The organism is Neobacillus paridis (assembly GCF_016765675.1).
In the GTDB taxonomy this organism is placed as follows: Bacteria; Bacillota; Bacilli; order Bacillales; family Cytobacillaceae; genus Neobacillus; species Neobacillus paridis.
This window is the reverse complement of sequence record NZ_JAESWB010000247.1, coordinates 41,803-56,289: the sequence shown is the minus strand read 5'-3', so window position 1 is coordinate 56,289 and position 14,487 is coordinate 41,803. Positions and strand designations below refer to the sequence as shown.

Annotated in this window: 16 protein-coding genes; 1 reads left to right on the top strand and 15 read right to left on the bottom strand. The window is 39.9% G+C overall.

The window, feature by feature from the left end; all coding sequences use genetic code 11:
• Positions 1-204 precede the first annotated feature (204 nt).
• Together tatC and tatA are read right to left on the bottom strand one after the other, a co-directional pair.
• Positions 205-945: a twin-arginine translocase subunit TatC gene (tatC, locus tag JK635_RS16770; RefSeq protein ID WP_202655109.1), complete on the bottom strand. Its 741-nt coding sequence runs from the start codon at positions 943-945 to the stop codon at positions 205-207.
• A 139-nt stretch (positions 946-1,084) separates the two neighbouring features.
• Positions 1,085-1,279, bottom strand: a complete 195-nt coding sequence (gene tatA, locus JK635_RS16765) for a twin-arginine translocase TatA/TatE family subunit (RefSeq protein WP_202655108.1) — start codon at positions 1,277-1,279, stop codon at positions 1,085-1,087.
• Between the two features lie 307 nt (positions 1,280-1,586).
• Here tatA and JK635_RS16760 point away from each other — a divergent pair, with 307 nt between their 5' ends.
• Positions 1,587-1,820, top strand: coding sequence for a hypothetical protein (locus JK635_RS16760; RefSeq protein ID WP_202655107.1), 234 nt, complete (start codon positions 1,587-1,589; stop codon positions 1,818-1,820).
• 59 nt (positions 1,821-1,879) lie between these two features.
• Here JK635_RS16760 and JK635_RS16755 read toward each other — a convergent pair whose 3' ends face one another.
• From JK635_RS16755 to JK635_RS16695, 13 genes are all read right to left on the bottom strand, one after another.
• On the bottom strand, positions 1,880-2,383 hold the full coding sequence (locus tag JK635_RS16755; RefSeq protein ID WP_202655106.1) for a dihydrofolate reductase: 504 nt from the start codon (positions 2,381-2,383) through the stop codon (positions 1,880-1,882).
• A complete protein-coding gene (locus JK635_RS16750; RefSeq protein WP_202655105.1) occupies positions 2,380-3,174 on the bottom strand; it encodes a thymidylate synthase in 795 nt (264 codons plus the stop codon). The genes JK635_RS16755 and JK635_RS16750 overlap by 4 nt, the downstream gene beginning before the upstream one ends.
• Before the next feature lie 134 nt (positions 3,175-3,308).
• The gene (locus JK635_RS16745; protein ID WP_202655104.1) at positions 3,309-3,887 is read right to left on the bottom strand and encodes a TerD family protein; all 579 of its coding nucleotides are present in this window, start codon (positions 3,885-3,887) and stop codon (positions 3,309-3,311) included.
• 29 nt (positions 3,888-3,916) lie between these two features.
• The gene (locus JK635_RS16740) at positions 3,917-4,537 is read right to left on the bottom strand and encodes a TerD family protein (protein WP_202655103.1); all 621 of its coding nucleotides are present in this window, start codon (positions 4,535-4,537) and stop codon (positions 3,917-3,919) included.
• 31 nt (positions 4,538-4,568) lie between these two features.
• Positions 4,569-5,669 carry a toxic anion resistance protein gene (locus tag JK635_RS16735; RefSeq protein ID WP_202655102.1) on the bottom strand — a complete coding sequence of 367 codons (1,101 nt, stop codon included), beginning with the start codon at positions 5,667-5,669 and terminating at the stop codon, positions 4,569-4,571.
• 3 nt (positions 5,670-5,672) lie between these two features.
• Positions 5,673-7,316 (bottom strand): YceG family protein, encoded by a 1,644-nt coding sequence (locus tag JK635_RS16730; RefSeq protein WP_202655101.1) that lies wholly within the window; start codon positions 7,314-7,316, stop codon positions 5,673-5,675.
• Between the two features lie 377 nt (positions 7,317-7,693).
• Complete coding sequence (locus JK635_RS16725; RefSeq protein WP_202655100.1) at positions 7,694-8,566, bottom strand: HAD family hydrolase; 873 nt, start codon at positions 8,564-8,566, stop codon at positions 7,694-7,696.
• The gene (locus JK635_RS16720) at positions 8,563-9,678 is read right to left on the bottom strand and encodes a cysteine protease StiP family protein (RefSeq protein ID WP_202655099.1); all 1,116 of its coding nucleotides are present in this window, start codon (positions 9,676-9,678) and stop codon (positions 8,563-8,565) included. Before JK635_RS16720 ends, JK635_RS16725 begins: the two co-directional genes overlap by 4 nt.
• Positions 9,679-9,683: 5 nt before the next feature.
• On the bottom strand, positions 9,684-11,027 hold the full coding sequence (locus JK635_RS16715; protein WP_202655098.1) for a phosphoribosyltransferase family protein: 1,344 nt from the start codon (positions 11,025-11,027) through the stop codon (positions 9,684-9,686).
• Positions 10,969-12,165 (bottom strand): HpcH/HpaI aldolase/citrate lyase family protein, encoded by a 1,197-nt coding sequence (locus tag JK635_RS16710; RefSeq protein ID WP_202655097.1) that lies wholly within the window; start codon positions 12,163-12,165, stop codon positions 10,969-10,971. The genes JK635_RS16715 and JK635_RS16710 overlap by 59 nt, the downstream gene beginning before the upstream one ends.
• A gap of 72 nt (positions 12,166-12,237) precedes the next feature.
• Positions 12,238-13,008 (bottom strand): TerC family protein, encoded by a 771-nt coding sequence (locus tag JK635_RS16705; protein ID WP_202655096.1) that lies wholly within the window; start codon positions 13,006-13,008, stop codon positions 12,238-12,240.
• A 77-nt stretch (positions 13,009-13,085) separates the two neighbouring features.
• Entirely contained in the window at positions 13,086-13,667 is a 582-nt protein-coding gene (locus JK635_RS16700) for a TerD family protein (protein WP_202655095.1), read from the bottom strand.
• A 100-nt stretch (positions 13,668-13,767) separates the two neighbouring features.
• On the bottom strand, positions 13,768-14,361 hold the full coding sequence (locus JK635_RS16695) for a YpjP family protein (protein WP_202655094.1): 594 nt from the start codon (positions 14,359-14,361) through the stop codon (positions 13,768-13,770).
• Positions 14,362-14,487: the final 126 nt, after the last annotated feature.

Genomic DNA, 14,487 nt, shown 5'->3' with positions numbered 1-14,487 from the left:
TTGATATAAAATAATTGTAGTATAGTTTAAAAATTTCGTCCTGTTATTCTCCAAATAGTCACAAATTCGCCTTAATTGCATGCTTATGATGTTTATATAAAAAACATTAGTGATAAACTTCACATTAATTAAGTTCTAAAAACCATTTTCTCTCTAAATATACGCAAAAAAAGACCCTAAGGAATCAAATTCCTTAAGGTCTGCTTAGTTTAACTCTAACATCTCTTCTTCCTGCTGTTTCTTTAATCGCTTACGGTAAACAAATTTCGACAGGTTTATGCTAATTTCATATAGCAAGATCAGCGGCAGAGTAACAACAAAATCAGACATAAAGTCCGGCGGTGTAATGACTACTGCGATAATAACAAGGACAAAATAAGCATATTTACGAACCCTTGCTAAAACAAATGGATTTATAATGCCGAGTGAAGTTAAAAACATAACCACTACCGGCAACTCAAATAATACTCCAAATGGAAGTGTCATATTCAGAATAAAACGGAAATACCGCTCTGCAGTAAAATTTGTGACAAACATATCGGCTCCTATGTTTACCAGGAATTTCAGCACCATTGGGAAAATAACAAAATACCCAAAAGCAAGTCCAAAAACAAATAGAAAAAATAGTGCTGGTACATAAGAAAGAGTAATTTTTCTTTCGTTTGGTTTTAAAGCCGGTTTTACAAACAGCCATATTTCAAAGGCCAGCACCGGAATTGTTCCGGCAATGGCAACAATAGTCGCGAGCATAAAATAAATCCAGATAATATCACTAGGACCAAGAACGAGTAATTTAACATCCAAATCGCGAACAAACCATTTATAAATATCACCGACGTAGATAAACCCTAAGATAAAAAAAGCAATAAAGGCAAGTGCCGTAATAATAATTCGTTTTCGTAATTCCTCTAAATGATCAACCAACTGTAATTCTTTGTCTTCCATTTACTTCCCCTGCCAATTTCAAAGGTTAAAAATATTTTATGTCGTTTTTACCAAGTATGATGGCCAATATTAACCCATAACACAATAATAATCTGGTAAGTTGAGAAGAAAAAGGTGCAAGACACAAAATCTTACACCCTTATTTAGTCAATTTTTCCTTTTCATCTTTAATATCTTCCATTACATCTTCTGTAAGCTCTCTTGTTGATTTTTTAAATTCCTTTAATGTTTGTCCAAAAGCTTTTCCAATTTCAGGTAATTTTTTCGGTCCAAAAATAATCAGTGCTAGAACTAGAATCAAAATTAATCCGGGTACTCCGATATTTGAAAACATGAAGTATCTCCCCTTTATTTGTTGTAATGACTACTACGATTATAGTACTAAGGATTGCGTTTGGGAAAATTTTTTAAAATAATTCATAGAAGATTCACAAACTTCAATAAAACACGTAATAGTATGATGAACAATTCATGTCTTATCCATCTCTATAGTCAATTTAACAATATCCTGATTTGAAGTCAATGAAGAAAATCTTAATGGAATTTTTAAAATATTTTGACAACATTACTTTTTTTGCATATAATTGGATCATTAGTAACATATACTAATGAAAATTAATTTAGGATAGGATGTGAGTTGGATGGAATTTTCACTTTGCAGTTTTGATGGGGCCCTGCCAGTGGAGGTAACAATCGATGATGACAATGGAAGGTACACCATTCGAAAAAGCGATCGAAGCGGAGAGTATTTTAATAGCCCGAAAGAACTAATAGCCTGGGTGAAAGCACATTTCCGTGAGGAGGAATTTTGCCATCCACACGAATTCCAGGGAATGCTAGCCAAATTAGCCGAATATGAAATTAATGGATATTAAATTACTAGTAAATATGAAAAAAACATCAGCTTTAAAGCTGATGCTTTTTTCATTATAGCTTAAGAAACGAGAACCTTCGCATTCTTTTCATAAATTCTAAATTCATAATCATATGGATTCTTCTCATCTTTTAGCCCTTTTTCACTTGAAACCAATTTCCAGTCTGCTAAATTGAATGCCGGAAAGTATGTATCGCCTTCAAATTGATGATGTATGAGGGTAATGTAGAGGCGTTCCGCGTATTTCAACGTCTCTCTAAAAATTTCCGCACCGCCAATCACAAAAATTTCTTCATTTTGTTCTCGGCAGTAATGGATAAAATCATCGATTGAGTAAAATATTTTACAGCCTTCAGATTGATACCCAAATTGACGGGTTATAATTAAATTTTCCCGGCCTGGGAGTGTCCGGCCAATTGATTCGTGTGTTTTTCTTCCCATTGCCACCGGATGTCCTAAGGTCATCCGTTTAAAAAACTTCAAATCCTCGGGCAGGTGCCAGGGTAACTGATTATTCCTGCCAATTAGCCGATTTTCATCCATTGCCACAATAAAAGAAATCATACGCTGACTACTCCTTTAATGTGAGGATGCGGGTTGTAGTTTTCTAATACAAAATCCTCATAGCTAAAATTAAAAATATCTTTAACATCAGGGTTAATTTTTAATGTTGGCAGCGGCCGCGGTTCCCTTGTCAACTGCAGCTTCACCTGATCCAGATGATTCAGATAAATATGAACATCACCAAACGTATGAATAAATTCACCGGGCTTAAGCCCGCAAACTTGGGCAATCATCATCGTCAGCAGTGCGTAGGAAGCAATATTAAATGGCACGCCAAGGAAGACATCAGCGGAACGCTGATATAACTGGCAGGAAAGCTTCCCATCGGCCACATAAAATTGGAACATACAGTGACAAGGCGGCAGTGCCATTTGCTCGATCTCCGCGACATTCCAGGCATTAACCAGCAATCTCCGCGAATTTGGATTGGTCTTAATTTGCTCAATTAACTCGCTGATTTGATCAACTGTTTTCCCATTGGCTCCGGTCCAGGAACGCCATTGATGACCGTACACCGGTCCCAGTTCACCATTTTCATCCGCCCACTCATTCCAAATGCGGACGCCATGCTCCTGCAGGTAACGAACATTGGTATCGCCCTGTAAAAACCAAAGCAGTTCATAAATAATTGATTTTAAATGTAGTTTTTTTGTTGTTAACAGTGGGAAGCCATCCGCTAAAGGAAATCTCATTTGATAGCCAAAAGTACTGATGGTTCCGGTTCCGGTGCGATCACCCTTCACCGTTCCAGTTTCTAACACATGCTTACATAAGTCTAAATATTGTTTCAAATTTGTACACTCCTCTAACTGCCAATCATCTTATTTTATTTTAATTTAGTTCAAGGGCTTAAGCAATTATAAGCTCCAAAAAAGAGGCTGGACCCAAAAGGACATTAACCTTTTGGGACAGCCTCTTCCAGCCGTTAAACTTCTAAACCAAAATTTCTACAAAGAGCAGCCAACCCTCCTGCAAATCCGCTGCCGACAGCATTGAATTTCCAATCACCGTTATGTCGGTACAACTCGCAGATGACTACGGCGGTTTCAACGGAAAAATCCTCACCAAGATCGAACCGAAGAATTTCTCTGCCCGACTCTTCATCAACAACTCGCGCAAAAGCGTTGCTGACCTGTCCAAAATTCTGGTTCCTTGCCTCGGCATCATGAATTGTTACCGTAATGGCAATCCGATCGACATGTGAAGGAACTTTGCTGAAATCAATTTTAATTTGCTCGTCGTCTCCGTCTCCCTCACCAGTGCGATTATCACCTGTATGTTCAACTGCACCTGAAGGATGAACCAAATTATTGTAAAAAATAAAATCATGATCATTGATTACCCGGCTGTTAGAATCAGTAAGAAAAGCAGATGCATCCAGGTCAAAGTCATAGCCACCATGATAGCGATTTGTATCCCAGCCAAGACCAACAATGACTTTCGTTAAGCCCGGATTCGTTTTCGTCAAATCAATTCTTTGTCCTTTTGATAAATTGATGCCCAATATCATCACCTCTAACAGATTTTTCTTCGTTAACTGTAGGAACGGACGACTTCACTAAGACTTGCTGCAGTTGTCCCTGAACCAATTGCAGCAAACTTCCATTCGTTACCATGGCGATAGATTTCACCGGTTATCAGGCAAGTTAGGCCACTGTAATTATCTGTCAAGTTGTAATGAATCAGTTCTTGTTGATTGTTAGGATTCACAATCCGAATAAAGGCGTTTTGAATCATCCCAAAATGCTGTTTTCTTTTTACACAATCGTAGATATTAACGACAAACACGAGCTTTTGAATATTGGCAGGAACTCTGCTTAAATCTACCCAAATTTGCTCGTCGTCACCGTCGCCATCACCGGTCAAATTGTCGCCGGAGTGCTGAACACTGCCGTCATTGCTTCGTAAATTGCCAAAATAAATGACATCTTTATTGCTCCCGAGTTTGTCATTGGCACCGAGCATTATAACCGAAGCATCACAGTCAATGTTTGCTTGGCCACCACCACCACCGCCAAATAGCGAACCAAAGAAACCGCCACCGCCGCTTTTGTTTTGAACGGGATCCCAGCCTAAACCGACGAGAATTTTTGTTAGACCCGGATTGCTTTTTGTTAAATCCACTCTTTGTCCCTTTTGTAAATTGATCGCCATTTTTTTCACCTCATCCATATTTTTAAACAATCTAAGATTGTTGTTTTAATTGCTTAAAGTTTTGCGTCAATTGTTCTAAACGCTTGGTCCCCTCTTCACGTAACCGTTTATTTTCCTCTTCTATTGCTTTTGTTTCCTGCATTCCTTTGATGATAGTATTCCACGATTCTTCAATCGTTTCAATTTTTATACTTGGGGCACCGGCTAGTCTGGCAATATCGGTACTTTGTTGAGAAATGTTTTGCGCATTTCTTAACAGCATTTCATTTGTACGACGGTCCAATTCACTCATCGAATCGGCCACAAGCTTTTGCCTTTTGGCGGCAACTGCCTGAATCAACCCATTTTTAAAAATTGGAATGGTCGTTACAAAAGCAGAATTAATTTTCCCAATCAGCTTGGTATTTCCCCGCTGGAGCATCCGGATTTGCGGTGCTGTTTGCAGTGCTACCATTTTGGCCATTTCTAGATCATAAATTCGCTGTTCCAACAGTTCAATTGAGTTCTTTAGAGAATCTAACTGCATTGAAGCAAGCTGGTCCCCTGAAGCAACGCGGGCTTCGAGCTGGGGCAGCTGAATATTTTTCAACTCCTCAACTTTTAATTCACCGGCAACCACATATTTCTCCAAGGTTAAATAATATTGATAGTTTTGTTCATACATATTTTCAAGCATCGTTGTGGAGTCCACCATTTCCTGGCGGTACTTGGAAATTTCCAGATAAACTTTGTCAATTTCGGATCCCATCGTCTGATATTTTCCAAAAAGCTTTTCAATGACTTTTTCCCCTTTTTTAAACAACTTGCCGAAAAGACCGCCCGATGTCTTTTGAAAATCTTTTGGATCAAATTTATCCATAATCCGACCAAGCTGTTTTAACAGCTCGCCGGAATCCTCTACCTTTGTTGTCCGCATATTTCCTAAGATTTGATCGGAGAACCGGGAAATTTGTTCAGCCGGCTCCTTGCCAAACTCTAATACTTGAATTTGGTCGCGTTCATCAATAGACCGGGCCAAGTTCTGCACTTCCGGTTCCTTACGCAGGGCCAGCTTGATATCCGATACTTTTGCTTCGGTTAATAAATCTTCTGCAGGTGTTAAACCACTCGTTGAATTTGGTGTAAGATTCACTGGTTAATCTCCCCTTAAGTTTTTTAATATCCCATGAAAAATTCGCTTTTTGAATATGGAATGAGAAGGCTCTTTATACTCCAAATCAAAGACCACATCCTCAAGCCAATGGCTGTCAAATAAGGATTCATCAAGATAATTTTCAATATCATTGTGACCAGTAGGGTTATATACAATCAGATCGAGGCCAAATTGGTTGAGTAAAAGAAGGATCGCCGCATCCGTTCTTGAAAACATCCCTGTCGTCTCATTATTAAAAATAATCAATTTGGGAACCTCTTGAGAGTAATCAAATCTTTCGAGCAGCTGGATAATACTTTTCGGGATAAACATCGCCTGGGTAAACAGGTATATTTTTACTTCTTCCAGACTTTCCCCTGGTAAGGATTTTAAACCTGGTTTCTCACATACTCTCTTTATCGCATTAGCCAGTCCCTTTTGCAGGCCTAATGGCAGAAATGAATAGGGCCAGTAATGTCCTTGCATCATTTTCTCCGGAAGAAGCACCCCATTCTTCCCTAGCGCATTCCGATAGTGAAAGCGGAAATCGCTTTGGCTCGGTAAAGTAATCGGCAGTCTGCGAATCAATAGGCTATTGTCCAATTGAGATAGTGCATGAAGACGCTCCCAATATTCCTTGCGATCCCTGCTGACACCGTGGATTTTCGCAAAAATGGAAGGGATCTTTACCTCGCCGCCGCTCACCTGAAATTCCGGCCGAATCATGGCGATTTCTTTACTGACAATAAAGATTTCATCATAGGTTGTTTTGAGCGTCAATGATGATGGAGTGTAGTTCCTTAATTGCCATGGCTTATAAAGGCCTGAGCCTTCTTGATTAAGAATCGTTTCAATTTCCTTGGAAGCCCTGTATGCAACCGTTGTTTTCCGGCTCCGTTTTTCAGTTGGAAATGGTTCCGGCGGCAGATTGTTGGGGTAACGGTGAATAAAGACCGGCTCCTGAAGGATTTCCCCTAAAATATCCATGCCTCCGGGATGAAAAACCACAATATCACAGCCAAGCTTGATTAAATAATATAAAAAATATTGGTGGCTCTTTTTCACATCCCCATACCAGAGAAACTTGGGCATTGATTTTTGCGGGTCAGCCTTCTCCAGCGGTGAGGCAAGATGGTTCATCGACCACTTCACCAAGTCTACTAGAACACGTCTTAATTCGTGACTTTTCAAGCCGTCTTGTTCACGGTTCGTAAACAACTCGAGCGTGGCAACCATTGCTTCCCGTAATTTTCGCTGGAGCACCGGCACGGTTGCTTTTAACAGCAGCTGCTCCCCGTCAAGGAATGCGGTAAAGCGGTTGATGGACAGGTTTTGCTCCTGATGGATATTAATAACCCTTTGGATGGCCTGAAAATGTCTATTATCGATCGTCTTATCAAGAGAATCCTCATTAAGCAAATGTAAATCTAACTCTTTTGAGGAAACATAGTCGAAAAGCTGATTATAGTACTCATCTGCGTCAATTGGTACTCCAAGAAATTCCCCTAATACTTGCCCGATTTGAATCGTCCCATTTTCTAAGGAAAAATGGGGCCTATCCTGAAGCGGTTTTCGGAGCATTTTCTGCCAATTTTCAGATGTAAGGGCTACAGGTCGGATGTTTAATTGATTTAAAGATAAATTCATTCATAACCCCTTCCCTTTTATAGCAAAACTTGAATTAGGTATGATTAGAAATTTATGTAAGGCAGCCCTTTTTATCATATCACAGTTAATTAAATGGTTCATATGTTTATACGAAAGAACGAAAAAAATGTTTCAATATATCGATGGCCGCCCTCCATTCCTTCACCTTTTTTCTTCTCCCTACATAGTATTGAATACCAATATTAAAGTAGGTGCTCGCAATGAGATTTTTATATAAACGTCCCAAGGTGGAACTTGTTTATGAGGAATTAACGGATGTGATGGATGTGATGGCATCTGATTTTTTCATTTTTCTCGATTTATTGGTATTTAGCCTCATCTTCACGTTGTTTCTTACGCCGGTATTTCATTCTCTTTCATTGTCGATTTTCTTCTTCATTGGCTGTTACAGTTTGTTTTCCAGTTTTTATTATTTTGTTGTTAAAAGATGGACAATTAAGCGGGATCAATTTTAAGAATTCCTTGATAATCATTTCTCCTGCTTTTAAACCTGTTTGCTCAATCACAGTAAAAAGACCATGCTCGGACCTGCTTACCAGTTCTCCGTGTTTTGGCACAAATCGATGCTGACAATGCTGCAAAAAATCCCAGTCCAAGATTGAATCTCCCGCACCAGCTACGGCTTTTAACCCTTCACGTTGGCAGATAAATTCCAAAGCCGCCCCTTTGCTGATAGCCTTGGGAATAAAATACAGCTTTCGTCCCTGCAGCGATATTCTCCACCCGGAAACGGCTGCCAAAGCATGGAGAGCATTTTTATCAAGCAAATCCGGAACACTTTTGAAATGATAATAGAAAAAGAGATTTTCTACCTGCCGTAATTCACTAGCATAAGAAAAGCCCTCCGATTTTAACAATGCCAACATTTCTGCCATTGACAGCGATTCTGTATTCATTGTTTGTAACACCTGTTCAGACCATTCTTCCAACTTCCTGCCATAATACAAAATATCGGCACCATTTGCCGTAATCGCATATTTAAGCGCGATATCTGTTTCAAAGATAACAATGCGGTTAAATTGATCTGTTGTTCTTGTGGTTACGGGGATAAATAAAGTTTGTTGAGATAATTGTTTAAGATTCCTAAGAGCGGTTTCCGTCATAAAACCAATCCAGCGGCCCTCTTTCATTTCGACTGGTTTCAATTCTTGTTCTTCAGCAGCGTTTAGCTCTTTAATTGCTCTGGCAGAATACATCAACGTGCGGTCAAGATCAGAGGCAATAATCATTTGTTCTGCTCCTTCAGCGACTTGATGATGCCGCAGCACAAATAGTTCAGCTCGGGATATTCCACCACCTCAACACCTTTTTCTTCTGCCAGCATCAAGATATGCTGCACAAATGGACTGGAAGCATCACGCATTAGTATTTTCCACGGAATCCTTCTGAGCAAAACCCTTGTCGTTTCCCCGACACCTGGTTTAATGTAATTGATATTTTCGATTGAAAAATCCGCTTGTATCCTCTGAATATCCTTTATCCCCAAAAAGCCCGTTTCAATCACTTGCTGATTCATTCGTGCCGCGGTTTTTTTTGCTTCGTTTGCAATGCCTGGAAATTCATTCGCTATCAGCTGAATAAACTTGTTGGAAACATCATCTTTGATCAATTCCTTGTAAAATTTGGCTCCGTGAAAATCATCTTTTCCTATATACCTTTCATTTAAAACCGTTCTGCTGATAAGCCCGGACACGGTGGAATTTAAGCAGGCACTAGGGATTAAAAAGTCTTCTCTAGTTCCAAAGAGGGTTGTGCAATAGCCTGGGTCGGCAATCACGGCCAGGCGATCATCCAGCCTTACCCCGTATTTTTGTTCATACTGGTGACAGGCTTTTGTCAGCTCAAGTGAAATCGCACCTTTACCTGTCCAGCCATCAACAAATTGAATATTTTCTTCTGAGTACTGTTGAAGAATATATTGAATCGCATTTTCATCGATTCCACGATCGCGGATAATAGAAACACTGTAATGTGGCAATGAAACTCCATACTGCATTTGCAGATATCTTTTGATTAATATCCCCGCAGGTGTCCCGGCACGGGCAAGGGAAACCAAAACAGTGTTCCTTCCCTTTAACTGAAAAATTCTCTCTGAAACAATACCGATGCATAAGGCTGTCTTTTGTTTAAATTGCTGTAAGGTCTCCCAAAAAAGCGCGACATACTCTTTTGGAGGCTGGTATTCAATTGGCAGCGACTCGCTATAATGCCCGCCCGATTGAATTCTCCGTTCACGATTGGCGGTAGAGTCCTCAAGGTTCACATCACTTAAATCTTTCAATAGAAAAACGACGTCATCTTGGGAATAGGTTCCGAATTTAGCGGGCTTAGTAAGTTGCATGGTTTTCACCTCTGTTTCTTTGAAAAAAAGATAAGTTGAACCGAGTTAATTTTCGTTTTTTTCAGCTCTTCAAGCAGTGGAGCAAGATTCGCTAAATTGACCGCTCTCTCAAAAAATAGGAAAATTTCATCATAGCATCCTGGGGCAATATTATAGACAAAATGTTGAACAGCCATGTCCTCAGGATTGGGAAAGGCAAGACCATATCTGACCCCATATCCTTTGTTATGGTCAACATAGATCGGACTTCTTGTTGTTGATTGATAAAATACACCTTTTCCCATTTCAGCTGCGATTTTCATTGGCAGATACATGAATTCACCTGTTCCGAGACAAAGCGTCCGCTTCCCCTTCCTTTTCTGCGATAAAAACGCGGCTGCTTGACAGGCTCTTTGATGAAGCTGGTCATTTTCTCTACTATTTAGCCCAAATCGCCCCGTCTCTTTAATATATGGAATGGTTTCAGTAATAGAAGAAAATGACGTCGGCGAAAACATTTCGGAAAGGTCTGCCGTCTCAATCGACAGCTGCTTTTCTGCTTCCGCTTTCACAGGGACGTTTTCTTTCATCTCCTTTAACGGTTTAACCCGCACTTTACCTGATAAAAGACTGACTACATTTATTTTAATGGCTAACTCTTTCTCTAAATCGGCAAATTGCCTGTGGTGGTCTTCTGAACGCCAATCCAGAATCGATACAACGGTGTATTCGCTCCGCGGATATTTACAGTGGATAGACTTAATAATATTTAAAGCGGTTTTCCCGGTTGTCATTTCATCGTCAACGAGAATTATTTCCCGCTGATGAGCGATCATTTCCGTTGGAATATAACAACGATGCGAGGTCGCGTGCGAATGCTCTTCTTCAAAGATCACTTCCGGAGTGCAACTCGCTACTTCTTCCCTTGTTGTATGAAAAAAATCGGCATGCTGGAAGCAGGAGAAAAATGCATGACCGAGTGCCGTTGCTGTTTCCGCAAACCCAATTATGAGCGGATTCACTGCGGCTACAATAAAAGGATCAATCGGCACCGATGTATCCTGAAGAAACGCAGTTACCAATTGATTTTTATTATTAGCTGGCAGTCCCTTTACCGTTTCGCAATATCTCGCTGCTAATAAAGCCCCAATTAAAAGTCCTTTATTGGGACTGATGGGCACATGTTTTCCAAGCACATTGCTGACAAATAAAAACGCCCGTTTTTTATTGATTCTTGCGGCCATTGTAAATAACTCCTCAATCGGCAGCCTGTATGGATTATCCAATAGATCAATTTCAGCAACAAGTGCATCAAGGATATGGAACGTATACTTCTTTTTTGATAAGGTCGATGTTGGTAAAATGTTCATACAGCACCCCGTATAGCTTTGCTTTTATCATCGTTCTCTCTGCCCAGTACAAATGTGGTTTTATTTCATTCATTTTGTTAGCAAACTCACTTTTCAGCACTCCGAATTCACCGGTTGCCGCTTGAATGATCATCTGCGCATCAATATATTCCTCATACGAAACGACATTTAATGCCTGAACGATTTTAATATGTGAAGGGTGAATGATCGTTTTCCCGGTTAAGCCATTGGCGATATCCATTAGAATTTCCCGAATGAACCCGTCGATATTTTCATCTAACAATTTTTTTCGCCATCGTAAGCCTTCCGTGCCATAACGGTCGCGAAATGGGGTTTGCCTAAGCTGTGGTTTAAGGATTCTATCTTTTGCTGAAAAATATTCCCACACAGGGCCTGAAATAACATAGGAACTTGCCTGGCGCCCGAAAACATTAATAATATCAGCAATACAATCTCGTAAAACAGCAATCTCGTAAACCGTTGTATCGGCGCTGCGGCGAATCCCATATAACCCGGAAAAATCTGTTGCACCTATTCGAATATTAAGTACATTTTCTTTATAGCAGTCGATAAGCTGTTTAATTTTTAATAATTCTTCCATTCTCGTTTCTTTTTGGATCACTTTAACTGATTCGAGAATCGGCATGGCATAAAAAGGATGGTGGTGCAAATGAATATGACGAACTTCGTTCAAAATTTCCGCACCATTTTCGGGATTAAATTTAGGCAGCACAACCCCTGTTAACAACTGTGATGCATCACCCAACTGTTCCATCACCCGCTTGAACTGCTCAAGGCTGCGAATGCGGACAAACATTAAGGGCAAATCCTTTACGGTTAAAAATCCCTTCTCCAATTCACCATTTAATTTCAGCAGTTCTCCAATTAACAGCAGTTCGGCAGCAATAACTTGATTATCACCGACGGCATCTTCCAGATCTAAAACTAAGGAGGTTAACCCCTCATGCTTATTGGAGAGAATATCCTGATGAATATTGGGGCGTGTTGCTGGCATATAAAGTGTTGCTCCCAAACCGTAAGCCAGGATATCCCTGCTTGAAAATTTATTAAACTCCTGGGGTTGTTGATAGAAGAACTGCTCAAGTTCATCCTGATAAAAATAGGTAAAAAACCTCATATGTTTCCTACTCCTCATGTACGCTAAAAAATAAGGGAGACAACTCGCGGCAGCTCCCTTTTCATGTTGCTGTTAACTTTCTTTCGCCTTCTTCTTTTTCTTGTTCATAAAATGAACAATGAAAGTAGCACCAAAGGTTACGATCAGGATTGTGAAGAATGTTACATGGGTTAATTCAATATCGAAGACACTAAGCAGCATCTTAATGGCAATCAGCATGATTAAAATATAGGCCGTTGTTTCAAGCTCTGGAACGCGGTCAATTAAGGTTAAGAATAAACCGGCTACGCCTCGCATCATCAACACACCTAGCATACCTCCGATTAACAGGACCCAGACCTCATTGCTTACACCAAACGCCGCCAGCACACTGTCGACTGAAAAAGCTATATCCATCAGTTCAACAGAAGCAACTGTTCCCCAAAAAACACCGAAAGTACGAATCAATATACCATTCTTGTTGATTCCCTCAGCTTCTTCCCCTTCTTCAGCTTCGTCTTTATGTTTATCGATAAAATATTTAATGGATAACCAAGCAAGGTATCCAGCCCCGATAACTTTGACCCACCATAGCTTAATCAGATATACGCCAATCCCAATCGCAACAAAGCGGAAGGTATAAGCGCCAATTAAGCCATAGAAAAGGGCCTTTTTCCGTTTATCATGCGGTAAATGCTTTACCATTACTGCTAAAACGAGAGCATTATCGGCAGAAAGGAGGCCTTCAAGAATAACCAGTGAACCAATGAGCCCCCATGCAACCGGATCGGTCAAAACCTCTCCCCACATATGCCAATCAAAAAATTGCGCATATGTGTCGAGAATTCCTTGTAAAACTGACATTTAAGTTTGTTCCCCCTAGATAGACTGATTTGTCAAAAAGACCCAGCTTCCTGCCGGGTCTTAAAATCATGAACTGATTAGCCGACTTGTAACCCAAAGTCTGTCGCCAATGCTGCCAAGCCGCCTTGGTAGCCGCTTCCGATTGCACTGAATTTCCACTCGCCATTATGACGGTATAATTCTCCAACTACAATGGCTGTTTCGATCGAGAAATCTTCGCCTAAGTCATAACGAATCAATTCTTCACCTGTTTCTTCGTTAAAAATTCGGGCGTATGAGTTCGACACCTGTCCAAAATTTTGATTGCGGCTGGCTGCTTCATGAATTGTTATCGTGAAAGCAATCCGCTGAATGTTGGCCGGAATTTCCGTTAAATTAATTTTTACTTGTTCGTCATCGCCATCTCCTTCGCCTGTTCGGTTGTCCCCGGTATGTACGACTGCACCATTGGCCCCTTGTGGATTGTTATAAAAGACAAAATCAGTTTCAGTTGTCACTTTACCGTTTTCGCCTAATAGAAAAACAGAAGAATCCAGGTCAAAATCATGACCGCCGTCATACTTATTTGTATCCCAGCCAAGGCCAACTACCACTTTGGTTAACCCTGGATTTGTTTTTGTTAGATCAACTTTTTGTCCTTTTGATAAACTTACTGCCATTTTTATCATTCCTCCATTTTAGTTGATAGTCTATTTACGAGTCTTTTAATAAAAAGTTTCACTTAAAAATAACTTTTTCTTTCTTTCGTTAAAAGAAAGTTTAACTCATCCATTTTGGAGGAGTATTTTTGTCCCAATAGATAGAACCGAGATCATGATGGCCTTGATATTCGTCGTGATACGTATGGTAGTGAAAGTTAAACCAGTATCCCGCTTGCGGCGGATGTTCCCTTCTCACATGGAATCGAAGAATATCTTTCCCTGTTTCAGCGTTTTTTATATTAAATATTTTTTCGGAAAGTCCCTTTCCCGGCTTTTCTGTAATCGTCAAATTTTTTAAGTCTTCTTCGGGAAATTGTGCCGCCGTTTCTTCAAGTGCTGATTCAATATTAGGTAAGATAATTTCCCGGAATTCATTTTCAATCACCGGTTTTATTCTCGTTCCAAATTTTTGATAGGATTGTAACTCAGCTTGTTTTAATAGTTCTTGCAGGAATGTTTCTTTTGCAGACTCAGACTCTTCTAAAAGACCGGTTGCTTTGACAAAATTATTCTCTACCGACTGAGCTTCAAATGCATCACGATCGCCATGATTTTCGGCATTCACCGTATTCATCAGCTGTGAAGGTGTGACTAAGCCGAAAGTTAAGATAGAAATGATGATAAAAAGTGATTTTCGGAGCCATTTATTCACGACAGTTCACCCATTTTCTCTATTAAGTCAAAAAAACTTACCGATAAGGTCATTATACTTCTTTTTTCGAAAAAATGGAAAATGCAGTTTGATATATTTATTAAAAATTTAAATTTTTGGAAACGT